This window comes from Streptomyces sp. NPDC006610, from assembly GCF_040611575.1.
Classification (GTDB): domain Bacteria; phylum Actinomycetota; class Actinomycetes; order Streptomycetales; family Streptomycetaceae; genus Streptomyces.
Map to the genome: position 1 here is coordinate 112,216 of NZ_JBEXOP010000014.1, position 25,719 is coordinate 137,934.

The 25,719-nt window shown below is 74.6% G+C and carries 20 protein-coding genes and 1 pseudogene; 12 read left to right on the forward strand and 9 right to left on the reverse strand.

Features of this window, described 5'->3' with window-relative positions; genetic code table 11:
- Positions 1 to 23 precede the first annotated feature (23 nt).
- On the forward strand, positions 24 to 695 hold the full coding sequence (locus ABZY13_RS14285) for a phosphatase PAP2 family protein (RefSeq protein ID WP_356630325.1): 672 nt from the start codon (positions 24 to 26) through the stop codon (positions 693 to 695).
- A 174-nt stretch (positions 696 to 869) separates the two neighbouring features.
- Positions 870 to 1,535: a helix-turn-helix domain-containing protein gene (locus tag ABZY13_RS14290; protein WP_356630327.1), complete on the forward strand. Its 666-nt coding sequence runs from the start codon at positions 870 to 872 to the stop codon at positions 1,533 to 1,535.
- Here the strand turns inward: ABZY13_RS14290 and ABZY13_RS14295 are convergent.
- Positions 1,523 to 3,025 carry a hypothetical protein gene (locus ABZY13_RS14295; RefSeq protein WP_356630429.1) on the reverse strand — a complete coding sequence of 501 codons (1,503 nt, stop codon included), beginning with the start codon at positions 3,023 to 3,025 and terminating at the stop codon, positions 1,523 to 1,525. The genes ABZY13_RS14290 and ABZY13_RS14295 overlap by 13 nt on opposite strands.
- A 194-nt stretch (positions 3,026 to 3,219) precedes the next feature.
- Here ABZY13_RS14295 and ABZY13_RS14300 point away from each other — a divergent pair, with 194 nt between their 5' ends.
- A complete protein-coding gene (locus ABZY13_RS14300; protein ID WP_356630329.1) occupies positions 3,220 to 3,873 on the forward strand; it encodes a DUF305 domain-containing protein in 654 nt (217 codons plus the stop codon).
- 107 nt (positions 3,874 to 3,980) lie between these two features.
- On the forward strand, positions 3,981 to 5,324 hold the full coding sequence (locus ABZY13_RS14305; RefSeq protein ID WP_356630331.1) for an FAD-dependent oxidoreductase: 1,344 nt from the start codon (positions 3,981 to 3,983) through the stop codon (positions 5,322 to 5,324).
- A 161-nt stretch (positions 5,325 to 5,485) separates the two neighbouring features.
- On the opposite strand, the gene ABZY13_RS14310 is transcribed toward ABZY13_RS14305, so the two are convergent.
- From ABZY13_RS14310 to ABZY13_RS14320, 3 genes are all read right to left on the reverse strand, one after another.
- Positions 5,486 to 9,775: a cation-translocating P-type ATPase gene (locus tag ABZY13_RS14310; RefSeq protein WP_356630333.1), complete on the reverse strand. Its 4,290-nt coding sequence runs from the start codon at positions 9,773 to 9,775 to the stop codon at positions 5,486 to 5,488.
- An 88-nt stretch (positions 9,776 to 9,863) separates the two neighbouring features.
- Positions 9,864 to 10,589 carry a hypothetical protein gene (locus ABZY13_RS14315; RefSeq protein ID WP_356630335.1) on the reverse strand — a complete coding sequence of 242 codons (726 nt, stop codon included), beginning with the start codon at positions 10,587 to 10,589 and terminating at the stop codon, positions 9,864 to 9,866.
- A 137-nt stretch (positions 10,590 to 10,726) separates the two neighbouring features.
- A complete protein-coding gene (locus tag ABZY13_RS14320; RefSeq protein WP_356630431.1) occupies positions 10,727 to 11,977 on the reverse strand; it encodes a PHB depolymerase family esterase in 1,251 nt (416 codons plus the stop codon).
- Between the two features lie 426 nt (positions 11,978 to 12,403).
- Between ABZY13_RS14320 and ABZY13_RS14325 the strand changes: the two genes are divergently transcribed.
- The 5 genes from ABZY13_RS14325 to ABZY13_RS14345 all read left to right on the forward strand — a co-directional run bounded on the left by ABZY13_RS14325 (position 12,404) and on the right by ABZY13_RS14345 (position 17,312).
- Positions 12,404 to 13,219: a pectate lyase gene (locus ABZY13_RS14325; protein WP_356630337.1), complete on the forward strand. Its 816-nt coding sequence runs from the start codon at positions 12,404 to 12,406 to the stop codon at positions 13,217 to 13,219.
- 185 nt (positions 13,220 to 13,404) lie between these two features.
- Positions 13,405 to 14,490 carry an exo-alpha-sialidase gene (locus tag ABZY13_RS14330; protein ID WP_356630339.1) on the forward strand — a complete coding sequence of 362 codons (1,086 nt, stop codon included), beginning with the start codon at positions 13,405 to 13,407 and terminating at the stop codon, positions 14,488 to 14,490.
- Positions 14,491 to 14,551: 61 nt separating this feature from the next.
- The gene (locus tag ABZY13_RS14335) at positions 14,552 to 15,229 is read left to right on the forward strand and encodes a uracil-DNA glycosylase (RefSeq protein ID WP_356630341.1); all 678 of its coding nucleotides are present in this window, start codon (positions 14,552 to 14,554) and stop codon (positions 15,227 to 15,229) included.
- A complete protein-coding gene (locus ABZY13_RS14340) occupies positions 15,226 to 16,242 on the forward strand; it encodes a BadF/BadG/BcrA/BcrD ATPase family protein (RefSeq protein WP_356630343.1) in 1,017 nt (338 codons plus the stop codon). The genes ABZY13_RS14335 and ABZY13_RS14340 overlap by 4 nt, the downstream gene beginning before the upstream one ends.
- A gap of 149 nt (positions 16,243 to 16,391) precedes the next feature.
- On the forward strand, positions 16,392 to 17,312 hold the full coding sequence (locus ABZY13_RS14345) for a hypothetical protein (protein ID WP_356630345.1): 921 nt from the start codon (positions 16,392 to 16,394) through the stop codon (positions 17,310 to 17,312).
- 75 nt (positions 17,313 to 17,387) lie between these two features.
- Here ABZY13_RS14345 and ABZY13_RS14350 read toward each other — a convergent pair whose 3' ends face one another.
- Together ABZY13_RS14350 and ABZY13_RS14355 are read right to left on the reverse strand one after the other, a co-directional pair.
- A complete protein-coding gene (locus tag ABZY13_RS14350) occupies positions 17,388 to 18,431 on the reverse strand; it encodes a lactonase family protein (protein WP_356630347.1) in 1,044 nt (347 codons plus the stop codon).
- Positions 18,432 to 18,459: 28 nt separating this feature from the next.
- On the reverse strand, positions 18,460 to 19,992 hold the full coding sequence (locus ABZY13_RS14355; protein WP_356630349.1) for an FUSC family protein: 1,533 nt from the start codon (positions 19,990 to 19,992) through the stop codon (positions 18,460 to 18,462).
- A gap of 292 nt (positions 19,993 to 20,284) precedes the next feature.
- Here ABZY13_RS14355 and ABZY13_RS14360 point away from each other — a divergent pair, with 292 nt between their 5' ends.
- Both ABZY13_RS14360 and ABZY13_RS14365 read left to right on the forward strand, forming a co-directional pair.
- Positions 20,285 to 20,761 carry an Lrp/AsnC family transcriptional regulator gene (locus tag ABZY13_RS14360; protein ID WP_356630351.1) on the forward strand — a complete coding sequence of 159 codons (477 nt, stop codon included), beginning with the start codon at positions 20,285 to 20,287 and terminating at the stop codon, positions 20,759 to 20,761.
- A 132-nt stretch (positions 20,762 to 20,893) separates the two neighbouring features.
- Positions 20,894 to 21,420 (forward strand): annotated as a pseudogene (locus ABZY13_RS14365) (beta-L-arabinofuranosidase domain-containing protein); the annotation flags it as partial.
- A gap of 425 nt (positions 21,421 to 21,845) precedes the next feature.
- On the opposite strand, the gene ABZY13_RS14370 reads toward ABZY13_RS14365, so the two are convergent.
- On the reverse strand, positions 21,846 to 22,625 hold the full coding sequence (locus tag ABZY13_RS14370) for a LysR substrate-binding domain-containing protein (protein ID WP_356630353.1): 780 nt from the start codon (positions 22,623 to 22,625) through the stop codon (positions 21,846 to 21,848).
- A 58-nt stretch (positions 22,626 to 22,683) separates the two neighbouring features.
- On the opposite strand from ABZY13_RS14370, the gene ABZY13_RS14375 reads away from it, so the two are divergent.
- The gene (locus ABZY13_RS14375) at positions 22,684 to 23,073 is read left to right on the forward strand and encodes a DUF5997 family protein (RefSeq protein WP_356630355.1); all 390 of its coding nucleotides are present in this window, start codon (positions 22,684 to 22,686) and stop codon (positions 23,071 to 23,073) included.
- A 98-nt stretch (positions 23,074 to 23,171) separates the two neighbouring features.
- On the opposite strand, the gene ABZY13_RS14380 is transcribed toward ABZY13_RS14375, so the two are convergent.
- Together ABZY13_RS14380 and ABZY13_RS14385 are read right to left on the reverse strand one after the other, a co-directional pair.
- Positions 23,172 to 24,011 carry a glutathione S-transferase C-terminal domain-containing protein gene (locus tag ABZY13_RS14380; RefSeq protein ID WP_356630357.1) on the reverse strand — a complete coding sequence of 280 codons (840 nt, stop codon included), beginning with the start codon at positions 24,009 to 24,011 and terminating at the stop codon, positions 23,172 to 23,174.
- A 319-nt stretch (positions 24,012 to 24,330) separates the two neighbouring features.
- Positions 24,331 to 25,587 (reverse strand): acyl-CoA dehydrogenase family protein, encoded by a 1,257-nt coding sequence (locus ABZY13_RS14385; protein ID WP_356630359.1) that lies wholly within the window; start codon positions 25,585 to 25,587, stop codon positions 24,331 to 24,333.
- Between the last annotated feature and the right edge of the window lie 132 nt (positions 25,588 to 25,719).

Consider the following 25,719-nt stretch of genomic DNA (forward strand, 5'->3'; position numbering starts at 1 on the left):
GGCTCGTCGGCGAGGATCGAACCATGCAGACCCCCGCCGTCGACTCCCCGCCCCGGCCGGCCCCGCAGCGCCCGGCCGTCCGCCTCGCGGTCCCCCTCGCCTTGTGCTCGCTGCTGCTGCTCGCCCTGGTCGCCGCCGAGTGGCGGCTGCTGGTCGACTGGGACGGCGACGTCGCGCGCACCACCCACCGCTGGGCGGTGGACGAGCCGGGGCTGACGCACGCGTTCCGGATCCTCACCGACTGGGTGTGGGACCCGCAGACGATGCGTGTGCTGGCCGGCGTGACGGCGGTGTGGCTGTGGTGGCGGCGCGGAGCCCGCTGGACGGCCGTCTGGCTCGTCGCCACCTGCGCGCTGGCCACGGTGGTCCAGCAGTCCCTGAAGGCCGCCGTGGGGCGGGAGCGCCCGCACTGGCCCGACCCCGTCGACTCCGCGCACTACGCGGCGTTCCCCTCCGGACACGCCATGACCGCCACGGTGGTGCTGGGCGTGCTCCTGTGGCTGCTGCACCGGCACGGCGCCGGGCGGGCGGTGCGGCACACGGCGGCCGCGGTGGCGGCGGTGTCCGTGGCGGGGGTGGGCCTGACCCGGATCTGGCTCGGGGTGCACTGGGCCACCGACGTCATCGGCGGCTGGCTGCTGGGCGCCACGCTGGTCGCCCTGGCCGTCGCGGCCCACCAGCGGTGGCGGCCGTGACCGCCGGCGCCCGCGCCGGCCTGCGACATCGCCGCCGAAGAACAGCGCTGCCCGCCTCGGACGATCCCCCGCGTCGCCCGAGACGGACAGCAAACCCGGACCCGACCCGCAAGGGGTCGCGCCGGATGCCCTGAGTATAGTTGGCTGGCAGCCAGTCAACGCAGGAGTTACAGCATGACCCCCCGTAGCGCCTCGGTCAATGAAGAGTTGCGGAGGCGTTCCCGGGAGCGGCTCCTGCAAGCGGCGATCGAGCTGGTCAACGAGCGGGGATACGAGTCCACGACGCTCGGCGACATCGCCGACCGGGCCGGGTCGGCACGCGGTCTGGTGTCGTACTACTTCCCCGGCAAGCGCCAGCTGGTGCAGTCGGCCGTGCACCGGCTGATGCACCGCACGCTGGAGGAGGCACTGGAGCGGGAGCCGCGCACCGAGGACGGGCGGGAACGGATGGCGCGGGCCATCGACGCCGTCCTGGGCCTGGCCCGCGACCGTACCGTGCTGATGCGTCAGCACATGGCGGGGCTGCTCCAGGACGTCGGGTTCGTGCAGTGCCCGGAGCAGCAGCGGCTCGCGGAACTGCTGCGGGACACCTGCGCACGGCACGGCTCGACGGACCTCGCCACCGACTATCCGATGCTGCGGGCGCTGCTGATGGGCGCGGTCTACGCGATGGTGCTGCCGAACGTGGGGATGCCGATCGCGCCGCTGCGCGCGGAGCTGTTCCGCCGCTACCGGCTGGACTGGGAGCAGGGCTCCCCGCCGGACGCCGAGGCGCCCGGCGGGGAGCGCGAGGAACCGCTGTCACGGTTCTTCGCGACGGGTGAGGGTCAGTCGAAGTAGTCCGGCTGCGTCTGGACGTTGAGCTCGCGCAGCCGCACCCGCTCGGCCGGTGCGGTGCGCCGGTCGTGGAGCCTGAGCACGTCGAAGCCCTTGACGATGTCGTTCGAGTAGATGTGGCCGTTGTGGTAGTACGCCGACCAGGAACCGCCGCCCGTGAGCGTGTCGGTGCTCAGCGGGCCGCGCTCGAAGTAGGCGATCTCCTTCGGGCGGTCGGAGTCGGTGAAGTCCCAGACGGAGACGCCTCCCTGGTACCAGGCTTGGACCATGAGGTCCTTGCCCTTGACCGGGATCAGCGAGCCGTTGTGGGCGACGCAGTTCTCGGTGTCGGCCTGGTGGCGCGGGATCTTGAAGTAGCTGCGGAAGACCAGCTTGCGGTGGTCGCCCCGGCCGACGATGTCGTAGATGCCGTCGGCGCCGCGGTTCGGGCCGACCTCGGCGTTGCAGGTGGCCGCCCCGCCGCCGCCGAGTTCGTCGGTGAAGACGACCTTGTCCGCCTTCTGGTTGAAGGTCGCCGAGTGCCAGAACGCGAAGTTCACGTTGTCCTGGACCTGGTCGATGACCTTCGGGCGCTCCGGGTCCTCGATGGAGAACAGGATGCCGTCGCCCATGCAGGCGCCCGCGGCGAGGTCCTTGGAGGGCAGCACGGTGATGTCGTGGCAGCCGGTGGTCTTGGACACGCCCGGGTTGACCGGGCCGCCGGGGTTGCCGCCGCCGTCGGGGCCCTCGCCGGGGAAGAGGACCGGGAAGCCGACGACCGCCGCCTTCTCGGGGGCGTGCCGCGGCACCTTGATCACGGAGATGCCGTCGTGCGGCGGCCGGCAGTCGGGATAGGCGGCGTCCGGGGAGTACGAGGAGACGTAGACGTAGACGTTGCGGCGCTCGGGCACCAGCGTGTGGGTGTGCGAGCCGCAGGCGGTCTCGACGGCGGCGACGTACTCGGGGTTGCGCTTGTCGCTGATGTCGAAGACCTTCACGCCCTCCCAGGAGGACTTCTCGGTCACCGGCTGCGTGGTGCTGTTGCAACTGTCGTCGCTGCGCGAGGAGTCGGTGGACAGGAACAGCAGGTCGCCGGAGACGGAGATGTCGTTCTGCGACCCGGGGCAGAGCACCTGGGCGACCGTCTCGGGCTCCGCGGGGTCGCTGATGTCGAAGATGCGGAAGCCGTCGTAGTTGCCGGCGAAGGCGTACCTGCCCTGGAAGGCGAGGTCCGTGTTGGCGCCGGGCAGCAGGTCCTTGGGGACGTTGGTGAGGTGTTCGATGTTGGCGGAGTGGACGATCTCGTCCTTGCCGGGTATCTCCCCGGCCTCGATGGCCTCGCGCACCTCGGCCTCGGTGCCGCGGGACACCTCTCGCCCGGTCGCCGGCGCGTCCCCCGGGTCGGGGGTGGCGAGTGCCGGATGGGCCGTCAGCAGGGCGGCCAGGAGTCCGGCCGCGGCCGCGGTGACTCCCAAACCTCTGCGCCGCGTTCGGGGATCGTTGAACAGGGTCACTGTTTCCTCCCTTGTGCCGTTCGCCAGGGAACGGTTCACGAACCCCCGCAGTATGGTCTTGGGCATGCGCAGATCAACAGGGCGCAACGAACTTGTCATGAAGGTTTTCGGTGGGGCGTGCGCGGAAGAGTCCTAGGACCGTCACCGGCACTCACGAGGTGCCTTCCGCGTCCCGCCTGCCACAGGAGGCTGTCGTGCTCTTCCGCCGCGCGTCGCTCGCCACGGTCGCCCTGACCGCGCTGGCCACGCTGGGACTCGGGGCCTGCGAGTCCGGTTCGGACGGCGCTCCGGACCGGGCGGACGGCACGGGCGGCCCCTCGGTGCTGGCGCCCGGCAGGCCCGGCGAGGGCAACCGCACCCTGTCCGCCGACGAGGCCGCACGGCACCGCGCCGACGACGACAGCCCCAACTCGGCCGACGTGGACTACGCGCGCATGATGATCGCGCACCACTCCCAGGCCCTGGAGATGACCGAACTCGCCCCGCAGCGTGCCGACTCGGCACGGCTGAAGAAGCTCGCCGAGCGGATCGAGGCCGCGCAGCAGCCCGAAGTCGGCGCCATGCGCGGCTGGTTGAAGGAGCACGGCAAGGGGGAACAGGGCGGGCGCCACGACCACGCCACCATGCCCGGCATGGCCACCGAGGCGCAGCTGAAGCAGCTCCGCGCGGCCGAGGGGAAGGCCTTCGACCGGCTCTTCCTGCGCCTGATGATCACGCACCACGAGGGGGCGATCGCGATGGCCACGGACGTGAAGGCGCAGGGCAACAACGTCCGCGTGGAGGAAATGGCCGACGACGTGATCGCCCAGCAGACGAGCGAGATCACCCGGATGCGCCGGATGCTGTGAGGGCGCGTCCGCGCGGCCCGTGCCCGGTCCCCTGACAGCGGGGCGCGGCGGTGCGATGCTGGAGTCGGAGCGATCTCCTGCGGTCCGCCCGGGTAAGGAGTTCCACCGTGCTGCGTGTCGCCGTCGTGGGTTCCGGCCCGAGCGGGGTCTACACCGCCCAGGGCCTCGTCCAGCAGGACGCCGCCGTGCTCGTCGACGTCCTGGACCGGCTGCCGTGCCCGTACGGGCTGGTGCGCTACGGCGTGGCGCCGGACCACGAGAAGATCAAGTCGCTGCAGGGCAGTCTGCGCACGGTGCTGGAGCACGAGCGGGTGCGGTTCCTCGGCGGCGTCCAGGTGGGCGGCGGCGGAGTGCCGGCCGCGCGGCTGCGGGAGCTGTACCACGCGGTCGTGTACTGCGTGGGCGCGGCCACCGACCGGCATCTGGGCATCCCCGGCGAGGACCTGCCGGGCAGCTTCTCGGCAACCGCGTTCGTCTCCTGGTACAGCGCCCATCCGGACGCCGCCGCGGACGGGTTCGTGCCCGGCGCCCGGTCGGCCGTGGTGATCGGCGTCGGCAACGTCGCCGTGGACGTCACCCGGATCCTGGCCCGCGGCGCGGCCGAGCTGAGCCCCACCGACATGCCGCAGGCGGCCCTCACCGCGCTGGCGGCGAGCCGGGTGACCGACATCCACATGGTGGGCCGGCGCGGGCCCTCGCAGGCCCGGTTCACCACCAAGGAGCTGCGCGAGCTGGGCGGACTGCCGGACGCCGAGGTGATCGTCGACCCGCGGGAGACGGCGCTGGATCCGGCGTGGGCCGACCCGTCCGGTCTGCCCGCGGCGCAGCGCCGCAACGTGGAGGTGTTGCGCGACTGGGCCGAGCACCCGGTGCGGGGGGCCGCGCGGCGGATCCGGCCGCGGTTCTTCCTGCGCCCGGTGGAGGTGCTCGCCGACGGAGGGCGGGTGGGCGGGGTGCGGTTCGAGCGGACGCGGCCCGACGGCCGGGGCGGGGTGACCGGGACGGGCCGGTTCGAGGAGATCGGGGCCCAGCTCGTGCTGCGGTCGGTGGGCTATCGCGGGGTGCCGCTGGAAGGGCTGCCGTTCGACGCGGCCACCGGCACGGTCCCGCATCTGGCCGGCCGGGTGGTGCGAGGCGGGGTCGTCGCGCCGGGCGAGTACGTGGCGGGCTGGATCAAGCGGGGCCCGACCGGCGTCATCGGCACCAACCGGCCGTGTGCCAAGGAGACCGTGGCGTCGCTGCTGGAGGACGCGGACGTGCTCGCGCGCAAGGAGGTCCCGGCCGACCCCCTCGCGGCGCTCCGGGCCACGGGCGCCGAGCCGGTGGAGTGGGCCGGGTGGCGGGCCATCGAGCGGGCCGAGGCCGAACTGGGGGCGCGGCTCGGGCGGGGCGGCGTGGTCAAACTCCCCGACTGGGAGTCGCTGCTGGCGGCGGCGAGGACCGGCGCGTAGGCCATGCCGGGAACCGTTGCACGAGACGCACATCGGCAGGGCGGTTCGGCGTGCGGCCCAGCGGCCCGGACCGACAGGCCGCGTGGAGTCGGCCCCAGGGGCCGTCCGCTCCCTGCCGGCGCCGGCATGCCCGGTCGCAGGTACGGCTGCGGGGCGGCGGGTCAGCTGCCGAGCCGGGTGAGCGTCCGCTCCAGTCGCGGCAGCGTCCGCTGGCCCGCCAGCGCCAGCGCGATGGCCGCGAGGACGCCCGCCCAGGCGACGGGACCGAGGGGCGTGCAGCCGAACAGCCGGCTCACCCCGGGCGTCTCGACCAGCGCGACCAGGGCGAGGGCGGAGCCCAGGGCGGTCACCTGGACCAGAGGGCTGTCCCGGCGGTCGGCGAGGGTCTGGGCGAGCTGGGTGCCGACCACGGCGCACAGGGCCATCGTGGTGGTGCGGCCCGCCGTGCCCGGGGTGAAGCGGCCGATCAGCCAGGCCGCCACCGCGCCCAGACAGGTGGTGAGCGCCCGGTGCCGGATCTGCCGCAGCAACGGGGCGCCCAGCAGCGACGTCCCGAGGGGTGCGTCGCCCGGACCCTCGCCCTCGCCTCCGGCGTCCTTCGTCGGCGTGACCGCCACCGCCATCGCCGGGAACAGGTCCGTGAAGAGGTTGACCAGCAGCATCTGACGGGTGGACAGCGGGGCCGCGCCGCCCAGCACGGTGCCCAGGATGCCGAAGCCGACCTCGCCCGCGTTGCCGCCGATGAGGATGGCGACGGCGTCGGCGACGCTGTGCCACAGGGCACGGCCCTCACGGACCGCCTCGACCAGCACCGTCATGTCGTCGTCGGTGAGCACCAGGTCGGCGGCGTTGCGGGCCGCCGCCGAACCGCGGGCGTTGATGCCGACGCCGATGTCGGCGGCGCGGATGGCCGCCGCGTCGTTCGCCCCGTCGCCGACCATCCCGACGACCCGGCCGGAGTCCATCAGCGCCTCCACGACCTGGAGCTTCTGCTCGGGCGCCACCCGGGCGACCACGCCCGCGTCGTGGAGCATCCGGGCGCGCTCGGAGCGGTCCGCGGCGGCGAGTTCGTCGCCGGTGACCACGGGCGTGTCCTCGGGCCAGCCCAGGTCGAGGGCGATCGCCCGCGCGGTCTGCGGATGGTCGCCGGTCAGCATGACGGGCCGCACGCCCGCCTCGCGCAGCCCGTGCACCAGTGCCGTGGACGACTCGCGCGCCACGTCGGCCAGCGCCAGCAGCCCCATGAACTCCAGCCCCTCCAAGGGCTCCTCGCCGGCCTCCTCGTCCTTCTCCCCGTCGGCCAGGCGGCGTTGGGCGACCGCGAGGACCCGCAGTCCGTCGCCGGCCAGCTCCTGGGCCTGGCGGGAGGCGTGGTCGGGCAGGTCGCGGCAGGCCGGCAGGACCGTCTCCGGCGCGCCCTTGACCACGAACACCCGGCCCTCGCCGTTGTGGCCCACGGCGCCCGCGTACCCGCGGCCCGCCTCGAACTCCCGGCCCACGGTCTGCACCCACTCCGGGTCGCGCCCGGCAGCGGCCAGCACGGCCTCGTCGGTGGCGTGCACCAGCCGGTGCGGCCCCTCCTCCGGCTGCGGGCAGGCCCGTACCGCGACCCTCAGCGTCTCGGTGTCCTTCGCCTCGTCCGGCGTGCGGGCCGTGCCCTCGGCGTCGGTCACCCGCACCAGACGCAGCTTGTTCTCGGTGAGCGTGCCCGTCTTGTCGAAGCAGACGGTGTCCATCCGGCCCAGCGCCTCCAGCGTGCGCGGGGTACGGACCAGCACGCCCCGCGCGCTCAGCCGGCGCGCGGCGGCGAGCTGCGCCACGGTGGCGACCAGCGGCAGCCCTTCGGGCACGGCGGCCACCGCGACGGCCACGCCGCCGCTGACGGCTTCCCGGATCGGGGTGCCGCGCAGCAGGGAGATACTGGTCACCGCGGCGCCGCCCGCCATCGTCAACGGCAGGGCCTTGCGGGTCAGTTCCTGCAGCCGCGCCTGCACGCCCGCAGACGGCGGCGTGCGGGCGGCCAGGTGGACGGCACGGGCCGCCTCGGTGCGCTCGCCCGTCTCCACGACCACCGCCCTGGCCTGTCCCGCCACCACGGTCGTGCCCTCGAACACCATGCAGCGGCGGTCCGGCACCGGCGCGCGCGGCGTCGGGTCGAGCTGCTTGTCCACCGGCAGGGACTCCCCGGTGAGCGCCGACTCGTCCACCTCGAGGCCGTCCACCCACAGCAGGCGGGCGTCGGCGGGCACGACGTCGTCGGCCTTCAGCTCGATCACGTCGCCGGGCCTGAGCCGGGCGGCGTCCACGGTGCGCGGCCCGTCGGTGTCGCCGTCGCCCTCGCCCGTCACCCGCGCCTTCTGCTTCTGCTCGGCGAGCAGCCCGGACAGCGCCCGCTCGGCCCGCAGCCGCTGGACGCCCCCGACCAGCGCGTTGAGGTCCAGGGCGCCGACGACCAGCAGGGCGTCCACGACCGACCCGAGGATCGCGGAGGCGGCCGAGCCGACCGCCAGGACCGGGGTGAGCGGGTCGTCCAGTTCGCCCCGCACGGCACGGCCGAGCTGCAGCGACCAGCGGGCCGGTGCCATCGCGGGCGTCCGGCCGAGCGCGCCGGCCGTCCTGGCCAGCCTGCCCTTGACCTCCTCGACCGGCGTCGGTTCGGACGCCCTCGCGCGGCTGATCCGTTCGCGGACCTCGCCGGCCTTCAGGGCGTGCCAGGCCACCCGGGCCCGCGGATGCGGGGCGCGGGCGCGGGCCACGCCGACCGCGGCGCGCACCCCGTCCAGCAGGGCGAGGGCGGCGCCGACGTCGACGGGGGCGTGCCGCAGTCCGACCATCGGGATGGGGCTGCGCCCGGACTCGCCGACGGCCACCATCAGGCCGGACAGCGCGGCGCCGGAGCGGGCCAGGACCTGGGAGCGCCGGCCGACCGCGCGGGCCGCCGGCACCGCGGCGAGAACCCGCCACACATCGGCCAGCCCGCCCGTGGCGACCAGGTCCGCGCCCCAGGCGACGGCCGCCTCGCCGTCGGCGAGCGAGACCGCCACGTCACCGGCGAGCAGCCCGGCCAGCACGTCGTGGTCGTCGGCCGACGCCGGCCGGGCCACCGTGAGCACTCCCCCGCCCTCGCGCAGTCCGGCCACGACCTCGCCCGCGGGCCGGTCCGGGGAGACGATGTGGTCGGCGAGGGCGGTGAACTCGCCGAGCGCGGGGTCGTCCACCACGACCACCCGCAGCCCGGCCCGGCGGGCCGCGTCCAGCACGGACTCCGCCCAGGGGTCGGCGTCGCCCTCGGGCGTGTGCAGAGCGCTCGGATGCAGGAACACCGTCTCGGCCGTCTCCAGCAGGCGCAGCCGCTCCATGTCGCGCATCAGCACCCCGCCGCGGGCCAGCGCGCAGCCCAGCACCGCGTGGAAGGCGGCGGGCCCGTAGCGGGCGGCCTTCGGGGAGCCGGCGAGCACGGCCTCGGCGGCCTCGGCCCCGCTGTGCTTGACCAGCAGGGTGGCGGCGGCGCCCGCGATGCTGCCGGTCTCCGCGTGCACGGCGTAGTCGTGGGCGGGGGTGGTGCGCAGCGGAGGGCGCGGGAACCGGTGCGCGGCCACGGTCTCCCGGTCGGGGCGGCACACCTGGTCGTGCAGGGTCTCGAAGGCGCCGCCGCGCGCGAGGGTCTCGGTGAGCTGGAGCGAGCGCAGGGCGGCGTCGAGCACCAGCGAGGTCGGGGTCTGTCCGGCGCCGTGGACGGCGGCGTTGGCCACCGCGAGGACCAGGTCCGTGCGGGCGGCCCCGAACCGGGACCGCATCCAGCGCCGGAAACGCGGGTTCTCGCGCAGCAGGGTCGCGGCGGCGGTGACGAAGCGCGGGGAGGCGGGCCAGCGCAGGGCGGAGCCGGTCACGGCGGCGGCGACGCCCGCCGCGTCGGCCACCAGCGCGGCGGTCGTGGTGCGCACCTCGCCCCGGTCGCCGGGGTGCGCGCACGCCTCCTCCACGTCGTCGTCCGCGGGCACCAGGCCGTGGCGCGCGGCGAGGTCGGACGCCTTGTCCAGCAGCCGGTCGGACAGTACGGCCTCGCTGGCGGCGATCACCAGCCGGGACAGCCCGCCGTCCCAGTAGGCGTAGGCGACATCCGGCCGTTCGGCCAGCGCCGCGGCCACCCGGCGCGCCGCCCGCGCCGTTTCGCCGGCGATCCGTGCCCGGTCCGGCGCGGCGAGCCGCAGCGCGAGGTGCGCCCGTCCGGGCGAGCGCCAGTCGCGTCCGGCGCCCGGCAGCGCGCCGCGGGCGACCCGTGCGGCCCGGGCCACGGCGTCCGCGCCGCGCACGCCCGCGCGTGCAGTGCCCGCCACGGCGCCGGCCGCCGCACCCACGGTGGGCGCGGCGCCCCGTGTCAGCAGCCGCGGACCGGCGAGTACGACGCCGGAGACGGCCGCGGTCGAACCCGTCAGCAACCCAAGCCCCATCTCATGCCCTCAGCTCGTGATCGAAGTCCGGAGGGCCGGGCGCGGGCCGGGCGTGACGCACCCGGTCCGCCCGTCGCCCGGCCCCGCTCTAGGCTCTCGTGCCCGCCTTGCGCCGGCTGCCCGTCGACGTGCCGCTCCTGGAGGTCGTCCCGCGCTTCGTGGCCGTGGATGCGGCGGCCGACTTGGCGGTGGACTTGGCGGTCTTGGCGGTCTTGGCGGTCTTGGCGGCGGTTCCGGCTGTCCCGGCGGCGGACTTCGACTTGCCGGGTTTCCGGGTCCCGCCCGGTCCGCTCGCGGCCGCCTTGGCGCTCCGTCCGGCGGGTGACGTCCTGCGGCCCGATCCGGCGGACGCCGACTTGGCGCTCCGCCCGGCCGTGGCCGTCTTCGCGCTGCCGGCCGTGGCCTTCTTGGCGCTGCCGGTCGAGGCCGTCTTCGTGTCGTCCGCCGAAGCCGTCGGTCGTCCGGCCGACGACGCCGTCCTGGCGCCTGCGGTCCGTTCCTGTCCGGTCTTCCGTGTCTCCCCGGAGGCCTCGCCCCGCGACCGGGTCAGCCAGGCCACGCCCGCCGCGGTGAGCGCCACGGGCCACTCCACGACGCCCGCGACGCCGAGCACTCCGGCGCCGGTGTAGACGGCGACGCGCCGGCCGCGCGGCGACATGCCGGCGACGGAGCCCAGCGCGCCCTCGGCGGCCCTGGTCACGGTGCCGACACCGGGTGCCCTGCGGACGATTCCGGCGCCGGGCGCCTTCCCCAGGGCCGAGACGGTGGCGCGCAGCGGCTGCGGGAGATGGGGCGGCGGTTTCTGTGCGGTCATGACTTCCACGCCTCCCTGACGGGTCCGCTCTCTTTCACCCGCCGTGTTCCCCGGGATACGTGGGCTCACCCGCGTGAACGCGGGAAACGCGGGTGGCCGCGGAGGACTGAGCCGGCCACCCGCGCGCGGGCCCCGGCTCAGCCGGTCGCGCAGGCCGTGCCGTTGAGCGTGAAGCCGGACGGCGCCTTGCTGTCGCCGGTGTGGGTGGCCTGGTAGCCGAGTCCGACGCTCGCGCCGGGCGCGATCGTCCCGTTGTACGAGGCGTTCGTCGCCGTCACGTTCCCGGACGCGGGGGCGTACGAGGCGCCCCAGCCACCGGTGACGGTCTGGCCGCTGGGCAGGGCGAAGCCCAGTTTCCAGCCGCTGACGGGTGCGGTGCCGGTGTTGGTGATCGTGACGGAGGCCGTCAGGCCGGTGTTCCAGGCGTTGGTGGTCACGGTCACCTTGCAGGCGCCGGGCTGGGGCTGCGGACCGGGGCCGCCGCCGCTGTCCAGGCCGAAGAAGGCGAGCACGCGGGCGCCCATGCCCTGGGTGTAGAGGTTGTGGCCGACGCCCTGGAGGCTGATCGCCTCGACGGGCGCGCGGTCACCGGTGCCGCCGTAGCGGGTGCGGGTCCAGCCGGAGGCGGGCGAGTCGCTGGCGGCCGGGGTCTGGCCGAGGCCGTGGACGTTGGTCCACTGTTTGATCTCCTCCCCGAAGTTCGGGTAGCGCAGGATGTCGTCCTGGGTGCCGTGCCACAGCTGCATCCGGGGCCTGGGGCCGGTGTAGCCCGGGTACGCGGCGCGGACCAGGTCGCCCCAGGCGGCCGGGGTGCGGGTCACGGTGCCGTTGGCGCAGGCGCTGTTCCACTCGGAGCCGTCGGTGGTGGCGAAGCAGCCGAAGGGCACGCCCGCGAAGGCGGCGCCGGCGGCGAACACGTCCGGGTAGACGCCGAGCAGGACGTTGGTCATCATCGCGCCGGAGGAGATGCCGGTGACGAAGACCCGGCTCGGGTCGGCGTCGTAGTTCGTCTTCACCCAGTCGACCATGGACTTGATGCCGACCGGGTCGCTGCCGCCACCGCGGCGCAGCGCCTGGGGCGAGGCGACGTCGAAGCACTTGCTGGAGCGGGTGACCGACGGGTACACGACGATGAAGCCGTGGCGGTCGGCGAGCGAGGCGTACTCGGTCCCGGAGTACATCGCAGGGCCGGACCCGGTGCAGTAGTGGACGGCCACGAGCACCGCCGGGTCCGGGGCGACGTTGGCGGGGACGTAGAGGTACATCTGCAGGTTGCTCGGGTTGCTGCCGAAGCCGGTGACCTCGGTGAGCGTCGCGGTGGGCACCGCGTCGGCGGCCTGCTGGCGGGCGGCGGCCTGCGGTGCGGCCAGGAGCAGGGCGGCGAGCATCGGCAGGAGCGCGCCGAGGAGCGTGAGGAGCGGGGTGCGCGGCTTTCCGCGCGCGGTGGTGCCGGAGACGGTGACGGGCACGTGGTCGTCCCTTCGTGATCGCGGCTCGTGGGCCGTCGGCGCGGGGAAGGAGCACCGACGGTGCATCGCTGAGAGGGAGGAGCAACCGCATGGTGACATGTCCACAGCCGCGCATGGAAGCGCTCCCACGGAGGCACGGATTCTGTCGGAACCGTTGACCAGAAAGCGCTTGCCCTCTACCTTCCGTTCAGAGATGTGACCGATTGAGACCCATCGAGGGAGGAAATCGCGCCGCATCACGCCTGCAGCGTTCAGAAACACGAACCTTGTTCACGTACCAGGGCCGAGCCGCAACGACCCCATCGACCCCACAGGCCCTGGACCCACCCGGAAGGAACTCGGGACATGACCGCACTGACAGGCCCCCGCCGGGGCCGCGCCGCGCGGCGGCGCGCGCTGGCCGGCGGGCTCGCCGCGCTCGGCGTCACGGTTGGCATGATCACCACAGGCCAGGTGCCCGCGGCGAACGCCGCCACCTGGCCGACCGCCAACGGCAGCCAGGCCGTCTCCTCCACCATCTCCCTGTCCGGCACCCACGACTACGGGATGAAGCGCCTGTACGGCTCCGGCGCCCTGGGCAGCGACGGGCAGGACGAGGACCAGGGCCCGATCCTGAAGCTGGCCGCCGGGACCGTCCTGAAGAACGTCATCATCGGCGCCCCGGCCGCGGACGGCATCCACTGCCAGGGCAGCTGCACGCTGCAGAACGTCTGGTGGGAGGACGTCGGCGAGGACGCGGCGACCTTCAAGGGCACCTCCTCGTCCAGCGTCTACACCATCACCGGCGGCGGCGCGAAGGAAGCCAGCGACAAGGTGTTCCAGTTCAACGGCGCCGGCACGCTGAACGTCTCCAACTTCGCGGTGAAGAACTTCGGCACGTTCATCCGCTCCTGCGGCAACTGCTCCACGCAGTACAAGCGGACGATCAACCTGAACACCGTCGAGGTCACCTACAAGGGCAGCCGCATCGTCGGCATCAACACCAACTACGGCGACAGCGCGACCCTGCGCAACATCACCATCGTCGGGGACACCGGCAGGAAGATCGTCCCCTGCCAGAAGTACATCGGCAACGACGACGGCGACGAGCCCACGACCAACGGCTCCGGCCCCGACGGCACCTACTGCAAGTACTCCGCCTCGGACATCACCTACCGGTAGACCGACCCGGCGGGAAACGGCCGTACGAAACGGACCCCACAGCGTTTCGTACGGCCGTCCGTCATCTCCGGCGATACCGGCCGGCCTCCCCTGACCTGCGACGACACTCCGTGCGGAGGTGACTGTCAGTGGTGGGGTGCAGACTGGCCGGTGTCTGAGACGAAGATGTCGCGGAGGTGATCGGCATGACCGAGGTACTGCTCGCCGTGGGCACGCGCAAAGGCCTGTTCATCGGACGCCGGCGCGGTGGCGCCTGGGAGTTCGACGAAAGCCCCTACTTCAACGCACAGGCCGTGTACTCGGTCGCCATCGACACCCGCGGCTCCGCCCCGCGGCTGCTGGCCGGGGGCGACAGCGCGCACTGGGGGCCGTCGGTGTTCCACTCCGACGACCTCGGCCGCACCTGGACGGAACCGGCCCGGCCCGCCGTGAAGTTCCCCCAGGACACGGGCGCCTCCCTGGAGAGGGTGTGGCAGCTGCACCCGGCCGCCGCCGAGCCCGACGTGGTCTACGCGGGCACCGAACCCGCCGCGCTGTACCGCTCGGAGGACCGCGGCGAGAGCTTCGAGCTGGTCCGGCCGCTGTGGGAGCACCCGACACGCTCGCGGTGGGTGCCGGGCGGCGGCGGCGAGGGCCTGCACACGGTGCTCACCGACGCGCGCGATCCACGGTCCGTGACGGTCGCCGTCTCCACGGCCGGCGTGTTCCGCACCACGGACGGCGGGCAGAGCTGGACGCCCTCCAACTCCGGCGTCTCCGCGGTGTTCCTGCCGGACCCCAACCCGGAGTTCGGCCAGTGCGTGCACAAGGTCGCACGGGACGCCTCGACACCGGACCGTCTGTACCTGCAGAACCACTGGGGCGTCTACCGCAGCGACGACGCGGGCGCGCACTGGACCGACATCGGCGAGGGCCTGCCGTCCACCTTCGGCTTCGCCGCGGCCACCCACCCGCGCCGAGGGGACACGGCCTACGTCTTCCCCATCACCGCGGACTCCGACCGCGTCCCGGCCGACCGGCGCTGCCGCGTCTACCGCACGGCGGACGCGGGCCGGTCCTGGGAACCGCTCACGGCGGGGCTGCCGAGCGAGGACCACTACGGCACGGTGCTGCGCGACGCGCTGTGCACGGACGACGCGGACCCGGCCGGCGTGTACTTCGGCAACCGCAACGGCGAGGTGTTCGCCTCGGCCGACGACGGCGACAGCTGGCGGCAGTTGGCGTCGCACCTGCCGGACGTGCTGTGCGTGCGCGCCGCGGTCGTGGGATGAGGCGGAACCGCCCCGGCCACCGGTTGATCGCCGCCCGCCGCCCGGCAGTAGGGTGACGCCCGTGGCACCACGACCCTTGCATGAAATCGTCGAACCGGGCTGGGCGAAGGCCCTGGAACCCGTGGCCGGGCGGATCGCCGAGATGGGTGACTTCCTGCGCGCGGAGATCGCCGCCGGACGCACCTACCTCCCGGCCGGGCCGAACGTCCTGCGGGCCTTCCAGCAACCGTTCGACGAGGTACGCGTTCTGATCGTCGGTCAGGACCCGTACCCCACGCCCGGACACGCGGTGGGCCTGTCGTTCTCGGTCGCGCCCGACGTGCGCCCGCTGCCCGGCAGCCTGATCAACATATTCCGGGAACTGACCACCGACCTGGGCGTCCCCCAGCCCTCCAACGGCGATCTGACGCCGTGGACGCAACAGGGCGTGCTGCTGCTCAACAGGGCGCTCACCACGGCCCCGCGCAAACCCGCGGCCCACCGCGGCAAGGGGTGGGAGGAGGTCACCGAGCAGGCCATCCGCGCCCTCGCCGCGCGCGGCAAGCCGCTGGTGTCCATCCTCTGGGGTCGGGACGCCCGCAACCTGCGCCCGCTGCTGGGTGACCTGCCTTCGGTGGAGTCCGCGCACCCCTCGCCCATGTCGGCCGACCGCGGCTTCTTCGGCTCCCGCCCGTTCAGCCGGGCCAACGACCTGCTCATGCGGCAGGGCGGACAGCCGGTGGACTGGCGTCTGCCGTGAGCGGCCCGGCGGCGGGCGGCGGCACCCCGGGTGACGGGACGGCCGGCGGTTTCGTCGCCGTGGACTCGGGCGGCTCCGGACTGCGGGTCGCCGTCGGCGCCGTGGAGCGCGGGGTGCTCGGCGTGCGGGAGTCGCGCGAACCGGTGCGCACGGGGGCGCGGGGCATCGACGCCGGGCATCTGATGGATCAGCTGGCGCCGATGGCCCGGGCGCTGATGGCCGACACCGGAGTCGCGGCTCCGGGCACGGCGGTGGTCGGCGCCGCCGGGTTCGGGACGCTGGGCGCCGCTCTGCGTGCGGAACTTCCCGGCGCGCTGCGGCGGGAGTGGGGCGTGCGGTGCGTCGCCCTGGCCGCCGACGCCGTCACGGCGTACGTCGGCGCGCTGGGCGTCCGGCCCGGTGCGGTGGTCGCCGCGGGCACCGGGCTGATCGCGATCGGCACCGACCTGACGGGCTGGCGGCGCGCGGACGGCTGGGGGCATCTGCTGGGCGACTGCGGCGGCGGGGCGTGGATCGGCCGGGCCGGTCTGGAGGCGGCGCTGCGGGCCCACGACGGCCGGGACGGCGGCTCCGGCCGGCTGCTGGCGTGCGCGCGGGAGCGGTTCGGGGCGCCGCCCGGTCTGCCGGGGCAGCTGTACCCGCGCGAGGACCGCGCCGCGGTGCTCGCGTCGTTCGCGCCCCTGGTCGCCGACTGCGCCGCGGCCGGTGATCCCGTCGCCGCGGAGATCCTGCGGGCGGCGGCCCGGCACATGGCCGACTCGGCCGCCGCGGTGTGCCCCACGACGGGCGAGCCGCCGGTCGCGCTCACGGGCGGACTGCTGAGAACGGGCCCGCCTCTTCTCGTTCCCCTGGAGGAGGAACTGTCGAGGCGGCTGCCGCACGCCCGCCGGGTCCCGGCCGACGGCGACCCGTTGCACGGGGCGGTCCGCATCGCCACCGGACTGGCCGCCGGAAGAAGGGAGTTGCCCGAACAGGAGGCTCTGCTCCAAGTGGTGACCGCGCCCGGAGGGTGAGGCCGATACCGGCCGCGGGCGGTCATCCCGGGCAAAGGCGCCGATCACTTCCGATCGGTACGTAACTCATCAGACAAAACCGGACGGATACCGCTCACCTGCACCCTCCCCGAACAGGGGAGCCCAGGAAACCAGTAACATGCGGCGCCATGAGCTCCCCCACTGGGCCCGCGTCCGGCCTGCCAGTACGAATGCCGCGCCCCCGCCAGCCCGGGCGGCACCGCCGACCCGAGCCCCTGGCGGCTCCCGAGGGCGCGCCCGCGCTCGTCCTCGCGGTCCCGGGCACGCCCAGCGCCGCCACGCGCAGCCTCGCCGAGGAGGTCGTGAGCATCGCCCGCTCCGAGCTGCCCGGCCTCGACGCCCGCATCGGGTTCGTGGACGGCGACGACGCGGAGTTCCCCACGCTCCAGTCGGTGCTGTCCGGCGCGGCCGACCAGCGCACCGCCCGCTACGAGCAGGCACTGGCCGCCGGCGTGGAGACCAAGGAGCCCGAGGGCCCGGTCGCCGTCGTGGTGCCCCTGCTGGCCGGCCCGGACAGCGCGCTGCTGCGCCAGATCCGCCTGGCCGTCATGGACAGCCGGGTCGCCGCCGAGCTGACCGACGTGCTCGGCCCGCATCCGCTGCTGGCCGAGGCCCTGCACGTGCGGCTGTCGGAGGCGGGTCTGGCCCGCGCCGACCGGGCCCGGCTGTTCACCGTGGCGACCGCTGCGGACGGCATCATCCTGGCCGCCGTGGGCGGCGAGGAGGCCGTGCAGGCGGCCGGGATCACGGGCATGCTGCTGGCCGCGCGGCTCGCCGTGCCGGTGATGGCGGCGGCCCTGGACCAGGACGGCTCGATCGCCTCCGTCGCCGAGCAGCTGCGCTCGTCCGGCTCGCAGCAGCTGGCGCTGGCCCCGTACCTGATCGGCCCCGAGGTCGACGCGTCGGTGCTCGAGGACGCCTCCCGCGAGGCGGGCTGCTCCGCCTCCGAGTCCCTCGGCGCGTACCCGGCCATCGGCAAGCTGACCCTGGCCAAGTACACGACGGCCCTGGGTATCGCCCCGCAGCCCCAGGGCGTGCCGGCCCGCTGAACCCACCCGCACGACGAGGGCCCGCTCCGAGACGCCGGAGCGGGCCCTTCTGCGCAGGTGAGCCGCCTCGGGGGCTCAGCCGAACACCACGCACGAAGCCGCCGGCACCGCCACCGCCCCGGCACGCCGGGGCAGCCCCGTGTCCGGGTCCACGGCGAACCACGTCACGTCGCCCGAGTGCTCGTTCGCGGCGTACAGGAACCCGCCTCGCAGGGCGAGCGCGCGGGGCCAGCGTCCGCCGCACGGCACCGTCGCCGTGAGCCGCAGCTCGTCGCCCGCGACGGCGAACACGGACAGCACGTCCTCGCCGCGTGTGGCGGTCCACACGAAACGGCCGTCGGGCGAGGCGACGATGCCCGAGGGGTAGGCGTCGCCGGCCGGGGCGCCGTGCAGCACCGGCGTCTCGGCGAGCGGCTTGAGGGAGCCCTCCGAGCCGTCCCAGCGGCAGACCGTGACCGTGGGGGTCAGCTCGTTGACCACGTAGGCGTGCCGGCCGGCCGGGTGGAAGGCGAGGTGGCGGGGACCGGAACCGGGGCGCAGGGCGGTCTCGCGGTGCAGGACGAGTCCGCCGTCCGCCAGGGCGCACGCGCGCACCGAGTCGGTGCCGAGGTCCACGCTGACGACCCACCGTCCGCTCGGGTCGGGCTGCACCTGGTGGGCGTGCGGCCCCTGCTGGCGGGGCGTGTACGGTCCCGCGCCGGTGTGCCGGAGCACCGCGGCATCGCCGCCCGCCAGGGTGCCGTCGGGGCGCAGCGGCAGGGCGCTGACGCTGCCGGAGCCGTAGTTGGCGGTGAGGACGTGACCGTCGAACACGCACAGATGCGTCGGCCCGCTGCCCCGCACGGGGACCGGCGGTCCGGCCGGTTCGGGCGCGTCCCCGGACACGCGGTACGCGGCGACCGCGCCGTCGGCGGTCTCGCTGACCGCGTAGAGCATGTCCCCGCCCGGCGACAGGGTCAGGTAGGAGGGATCGGGAACGCCGCCCGTGCTGCCGAGGACCGTCAGTGCGCCGCTCGTCGCGTCCACGGCCGCCGTGACCACTCCGGGGCCGCCCGCCGCCGTGAACGACCCGATGAACGCCCGCCCGCCGTCTGCCACCGCTGTCCCCTCTCGGTCCATGGCTGTCGCAGGCGACGGTAGCAGTCGATCATGCGCGGTCTAGACCAAGCGGGGAATCGTGCCTCGACGCGCCCACCGGCGAGGGGCCGAAGTGGCCGCGCAGGGGCGTGGCGAGTTCGGCGAGGGCGCGTTCCAGGCCGTGCAGATGGGCGAGGGCCGGTTCGGTCGCCGCGGGCGGCTGCGGGGTGGGGACGACGGGCGTGCCGTCGCCGTCGGTGAGCGCCTCGACGGCCGCCTCGACCCGCCAGCAGGCGGCGGCCAGCCGAGCGTCGTGGGAGGCCTCCGGGTCGGCGGCCACGGCGACCAGTCCGCGGATCTCCCGGGCGCAGTCGTCCAGCAGGGCCAGCACGCGCCGGGCCCGCCGCTTGCGGACGAGCATCGGGTTGAGCGGGTGCACCAGCGGGGCGACGGCGAGCCGGACGCGGCCGAGGAGCTGCTCCAGTTCCGCCACGCGCCGCGCGGGGTCGGCGTCCGGCGTTCCCGCGAGGCGGGCGGCGGCCTCCGCGGTGCAGGCGTGGACGCAGCGCAGGGCGCGCTGGATCCAGGCGTCGGTGACGGTGTGGGTGGTGACGGGGAGCACGAACAGCACGGCCAGCGCCGCGCCCAGCGCGCCGACGCCGGTCTCGGCCAGCCGCAGGGCGAGCAGGGCGGGGTGCAGCACGTCCAGGAGGCCGTAGAGCAGCTCGGCGAGCAGGGTGACGCAGAGCATCATCCAGGTGTAGGAGACGGCGGCCGTGTAGAAGATGCCGAACACGCATACGGCGGCCAGGACGGCCGAGGGGATGGGCGAGCCGTCCACCGGCACGGCGACGAGCAGACCGAGGCCGATGCCGATCACCGTGCCGAGCAGCCGCCGGAAGCCGCGGACCAGGGTCTCGCCGCGCGAGGTGGTGTTCACGAAGATCCACCAGGTCGCGCCGACGGCCCAGTACCACCGCTCGCCGGAGACGAGCTGGCCCACGACGAGAGCGAAGCCGGAGCCGGCGGTCGCCTGGATCGCCTGCCGGGTGGTGATCCGGTCGAGACCGGAGCCGTCCGGCGGGGCGATCGCCGGGGCCGGGGGCGTACGGCGTTCGTAGCACCACAGCCCGAAGCGGACGACCGCGGCGGCGGCCACGGACAGCAGCACGGCGGCGGACAGCTCGGGGAGCTGCCCCGGGGTGGCCCGCAGGAACTGCGCGATGAAGAAGGTCATGAACGCGAACACGCCGAGGCTGTGGCCGCGAGGGCCCCAGCGGCGGGCGTAGACGCCTGCGCCGACGACGGCGAGGAACGTCAGGTCGCGGGCCACCGGCTGGTCGTGCAGCTCGGCCGCGGCGGCCAGGACGGGCAGGCCGACCACGGGCAGCAGGGCGGTGGTGACGGCCTGCTGCCGCACGCTCGGGTCCGTGACCGTGAACAGGGCGAGCAGCGCGGCGAGGCCGCCCGTGACGGCGGCGGCGAGGGAGTGCCCGGCGAGGCCGCAGACGACGACCGCCAGACCGATGCCGAGGACGGCCCGCGCGGCGAAACGCAGCCGCGCCCGCCCCGGGTCCGGAGCCACGAACATCCTCTTCAGCACTGTCTTCCGCCCCCTTGCCGCGAACGTGTGACGGCCGGTCCGACACCCGGCACGAAAAAGGCGCCGCGGGATCCGCAGCGCCATCGACACCTCTATGACAACACTCATGCCACCAGTGGCTCAAGTGGCGTCTCCTCCACTGAACCATTGGCACAGCACAGTGGGGAAGGACTCGGCCATCGACGAGCCAACGGATCAGATCCGGCGGCCCAGCCCGGCCGTGTTCGAGTGCGCCATTGGTACGGTCGACGGTGATCACAGCCGACCGGCGACACCGAGGAGGACGGCCGCCATGACCGTCGACGAGCTCGACACCCGCATCCTGCGGCTACTGCTGGAGCAGCCGCGCACCAGCGTGCGGGAGTACGCCCGGATTCTCGGTGTCGCCCGGGGCACGCTCCAGGCCCGCCTCGACCGCCTGGAGCGGGAGGGCGTGATCACCGGCACCGCCCCTGCCCTCTCCCCCGCCGCGCTCGGCCATCCGGTCCTGGCGTTCGTGCACATCGAGGTCACCCAGGGCCACCTGGACGACGTGGGCGACGCGCTGGCCGTCGTACCGGAGATCGTGGAGGCGTTCTCGATCACGGGCGGCGGCGATCTGCTCACCCGGGTCGTCGCGCGGGACAACGCGCACCTGGAGGACGTGATCCAGAAGCTGATCAGCCTCCCCGGCGTGGTGCGCACCCGCACCGAGGTGGCGCTGCGGGAACGCGTGCCCCACCGGCTGCTGCCGCTGGTGGAGTCGATCGGACGGTCGGTCCGGAAGTGACACCGGGCCGCGGCCGAACCCGCCGGTACCGTTGACGCGCCCCCACCCCGTCTCTACCGTCCGGTCGACCTTTCGCACAATGTTCGACATATCGCACCACCACCTCGGCCAGTGGCCCCGTGGAGGCGCACCATGGCACAGCCCTTCTCCCGACGGACCCTCCTGCAGTCGGCGATCGCCGCAGCCGCAGCGCCCCCACTCGCCGGGACAGCGGCGGCGCGGGCGTCCGCCGCCGTGCCCGCACCGCCCGCGCCGCCCGCGTGCTGGGCTCTGCACCCCTTCTCCTCGGCGAGGTGAAACTGGGCGAGAGCCTGTTCGCCGCGAAACGGCAGCTGATGCTCGACCACGCCCGCGGCTACGCCGTCGACCGGCTGGTGCAGGTCTTCCGCGCCAACGCGGGCCTGTCCACCCGGGGTGCGGTGGCACCCGGCGGCTGGGAGGGACTGGACGGCGAGGCCAACGGCAATCTGCGCGGGCACTACACCGGCCACTTCCTCACCATGCTGTCCCAGGCGTACGCGAGCACCGGCGACGAGGTGTACGCGGACCGCATCCGCACCGTGATCACGGCGCTGGAGGAGGTGCGCGAGGCGCTGCGCGCGGAACCGGCCGTGCTCAGCGTCGCGGGGAGGTTCGGGACCGCCGTCGAGCACGACCGAGCACCTCGACGTCGCCCTGTACGGCAACGCCGCCCTCTCCGGCGATCTGCTGCCCTCGCTCACGCCGGTACCGGGCGAACCGCTCCACTTCACGCTGCACGGCATCCTGTTCGCGCCGTTCTTCGAGGGTGTCGAGGAGCCGACGCACGCCTGCTCCGGCGCGTCGAACCGCGCGTGGTCCTCGGCGGCGCGGACTCGGGAGTCGCCAATCCGGGTCGGGCCGACGGCACGACGCTGCTGGACGAGGTGTGGGCGGGGCACCGTTCACCGGGAAGGGCGCGCTGGTGACGCGGGTGCGGTCGACCGTGGAGGCGTGGACAGCGGCAGGGCTGCTGGGTCGGGCGGACGGGGAGGCGGTGGTGAACACCGCGCGGCGGGCGGTGTACGTGCGCTGAGAGGCCGGGCCGGCCGAGCCCCGCGGCGGGTCAGGAGCGGCGACGCGGCTTGCCTCGCTTGGCTCCGGTCCTGGGTGCCCCGGCCTTCGGGGAGCCGCCCGACCGGCCGCGCGGATTCTTCCCGCCGGCGGACTTGCCCGGCGTCGGCTTCCGCCGGGCGGGATTCTCGTCGCGCCGCTGCTGCTCCGGCCGGGGCTGGGACCGGCCGCGGGTGCTGTTGACGGTGCGGCCCCGCACGATGCCGATGAACTCCTCGACCAGGTCGGTCGTCGCGTCCTCGGGCCAGGACAGGGCCACGCTCGACTGGGGTGCGTCCACGACCGGGCGGTAGGTCAGGTCGCGCCGATGGTGGAGCCGGGCCAGCGACTGGGGCACGACGAGGACGCCGACGCCCGCGGCGACCAGTTCGACGGCGTCGGCGGTGGTGGCCGGGCGCTCGACGGCCGGGCGGCCCGGCAGCCGCTCCCACTCCAGCACGTCGTCGAGGGGGTGGAAGACGACGTCGTCGGCGAGATCGGCCGTCGTCACCTCGTCCGCGACGGTGATCAGGTGGTCCTTGGGCACGACCACGACCGTCGCCTCCGTATAGAGGGGGATGGCGCTGAAGACCTCGCGATCGACCGGCAGCCGGAGGACGCCCGCGTCCGCGCGGCCCTCGCGCAGGACGTCGGGGGCCTCGGCGGCGGTCACCGACAGGAGGGTCAGGGGAACCTCGGGCAGGCGCTCGTTCCAGATCCGCACCCACTTGCCGGGTGTCGTCCCAGGGACGTACGCGAGCCGGAACGTGGGCGGTGCTTCCGAGCCTGTCACCCCGCCAGGTTACCGGCTGTGGTCGGGGGCCCCGTGACCGGCGGATAGTCTGGACGGCATGACGTCGCACCAGAGCGCCCAGACGATGAAGCCCGCGACCGCGGCGAAGAAGCTGGGCGTGTACCTCCCCGCCACCCCCGCCGAGTTCCAGGAGGGCGTGGTCTCCCGCGCCGAGCTGAACGAGCTCCAGGCCAACCCGCCCGAGTGGCTGCGGGAACTGCGACGCACCGGCCCGCACCCCCGCCCCGTGGTCGCGGCCAGGCTCGGCGTGTCCATCGCCGGCCTCGCCCGCGGCGGCGTCACGGAGCCGCTCACGACCGAGCAGATCGAGGCGCTGAAGCAGGAACGGCCCGAGTGGCTGCGCAAGGAGCAGGAGACCCAGGCCGAGGTCCGCAAGGAGGCGGCCCGCCTCAAGGAGCGGGACGCGGAGCGGGCGCGGCAGGACTGAGGCCGGCGGCTCACGTCGTGCCTCCGGGCTCGTGACCAGGGCGGACCGTCCGCGTCATGCCGTCACGTTCGTCGTCCGAGGCCGGCTGGCGCCTCGCGTCACGCCGCCCGTTGCGTGATTCTCGGCGCCCCGGCGCAGACGCCGGTGTTCCCGCACTCGGCGCGGTGGCGCCGAGTGATGGCGTCCAGGTCGAGGTGGCGGCCGAACGCTGGGTGCGCCGTCAGTCGGCGGGCGTAGTCCCACAGACGGGTGTGCGCGGCGATCCGCCGCGCCGCGGCGCCGTCCAGATGCCGGCCGTGCACGGTGTCGAGCCACACCAGCGTGACCCAGACCTGCACGTCCGCGGCGGTGGGTCCGCCACCGCAGCCGAGGACGTACGCACGGCCGGCGAGCCGCCGTTCCAAGCCGTCGAGGGCGGTGAGCAGATCGGTGAGCGCGGCGTCCCGGGTCTCGGCGTCGGCGTCCGCTCGTCCGGCACGGTGGGCGGACGCGGTGACGCCCCGCTCGCAGAGCCGGTCGACCGTCTCGGTCTCCTCCTGCGCCTCGCACGGGCGGAGTGCCGCGCCCGGTCCGCCGAACCATCGGGCCAGGTCCCGCAGGATGTCGGGGGCGTGCGTGCTGACGATGCGTCCGGTCCAGTCGTCGCCGAGCACGGGGGCCAGGGCCGGTCCCGGGTGGCGGTGCGATCCGGCCTCGTACAGGGGGCGCAGCGCCCCGTGGCCGCCGTCGGCCGTGTCGGGCAGGGCCGGCAGCAGGGTGACGGGGAGGGTGTCGCCGATGCCGAGCAGGTCGTGGGTGACGGCGATGCGCAGACACTCCGGACAGGACGGGGTGAGATACAGGCGGTAGCGGTGTGGGACGGCGTGATAGCCGCTGCGGGGATCCTGGCCGATCCTGCCGCGGAAGGCCGGAACGGGGTCGGGGTGTGTGGCGAGCATGCGTCTCCCTCGGAAAGGCGCGGGCGTGGCGGGGCGGACCGCGACGGCGCCGGCGCGGCGGCGTACTCGTGGGGGGACTTGGTGCGGCGTACTCGTGAGGGCGCGCCTCGGGGCGGCGTACTCGTGGAGGGCCCCGGACGCGACGGGCTTTGTCGGGCGCGAGCCGTGTCAGGCCCGGGGGTCCGCGCTGCCGGCGGGCGCCGGGTGGACCTGGCGGCGGGAGATCGGCGGGGGCGGCGGGTGGACCATTCGTTTTCCCTCCCTGTTCCAGAGGACGCCGAGGTTCACGACGAGGCCGGCTCGCACGGGAGTCGACGGCTCAGGGCAGTGTGAAGGGCGGGTGGGTGCCGTTGAGGTGGTAGTCGCCGGCCTCGCGGAGCCGGGAGGAGACGGGGGTGCGCAGGGTGTGCGTACGCGCGTTGCGCCAGAAACGGTCGAGGCCGTAGCGGGTGGATGCGGCGCGTGCTCCGATGACGTCGAGGGCCCGGGTGGTGATCTCCTGCGCGGCACGGGAGGCGGCGGCCTCGGCGGCGCCGGCCAGGACGGTGATCTCCGCGCCTTCGTCGTCGTCGAGTTCCTCGCCCCGCGCCAGTCCGCGCATCAGCGCGTCGACGGCCTGGTCGGCGAGGGCGGCGGCGGAGCGGGCGGTGACGGCGAGTTCGCCGTAGGCGCCGAGCACGTACGGATCCTGTGCCGGGCTCACCGGCCAGTGCGGGGCGCCGGACAGCACCGGCCAGTGCAGCGGGTCGGACGGCTGCCCTGACGCGGTCGCGGGCCGGCTGAGCTCGCGCGCCTCGGCGAGCAGTCCTTCCGCTGCGCCCAGACAGACCTGGGCCGAGACCAGCCGGGCGGTCGGCGCGGCCAGCCCGGCGAAGGGCGACAGCACTCCGTCGTCCGCGGAGAGGGAGCCGAACACGTCGTCGGCCGTCACGGGCACGGAGTCGAACGCCACGCTGCCGCCGGCCGCCGGCCGCTGCCCGAAGGTCTCGCCGCCGGTCCCCCGGACGACGCCCGGGTGAGAGGGGTCGACCACCACGGCCAGCGGCTCGCCGGTGTCGGTGCGGGAGGCGCGGACCAGCAGCCGGTCGGCGACGCCCGCGCCGACGGCACAGCTCAGCCTGCCGTCCAGCAGATGCCCGTTCGCGCCGGGGTTGAGCATGAGCGACGGCTGGTCGGAGGCGATGCCTCCGCTCCAGCACCAACGCCCGGCCGCCGACTCCCGCTCGACGCGCTCGGCGCGGGCGGGCCCCGCGAAGAACCGGGCGCCCGAGGACAGGAAGTAATGCACGCCGAGCAGTTCACCGATCGCGGCGTCGGCGGCGGAGATCGTGCGGACGACCGCGTAGGCGGTGCGCCAGTCCGCGCCGCCCCCACCATGAGCGGTGGCCGCGAGCAGGGTCAGCAGGCCCGCCTCGCGCAGCCGTTCCACCTCGTCCAGGGGCGGTTTGCCGGCCCGCTCGCGCTCCACGGCGTCCGTGGCGAGATCGTCGGCCAGTTCCCGGGCGACGTGCAGCCAGTGCGCGTGGCCGGCGTCCGTCTGTGAGGCCGGGGCCGGAGCCGCTGGTGCGATGGTCACGATGTCATCCTCACTCGCCCGGTCTGGGAGCGTCAACGCTTTCCTAGTAATTCGATAGGGAAACTAGGGAAAAACCGGCCGCCGCGCCACCCCCCGTCCGCCATGTGGCCGATCCGCGTCGGCCCGCACGGC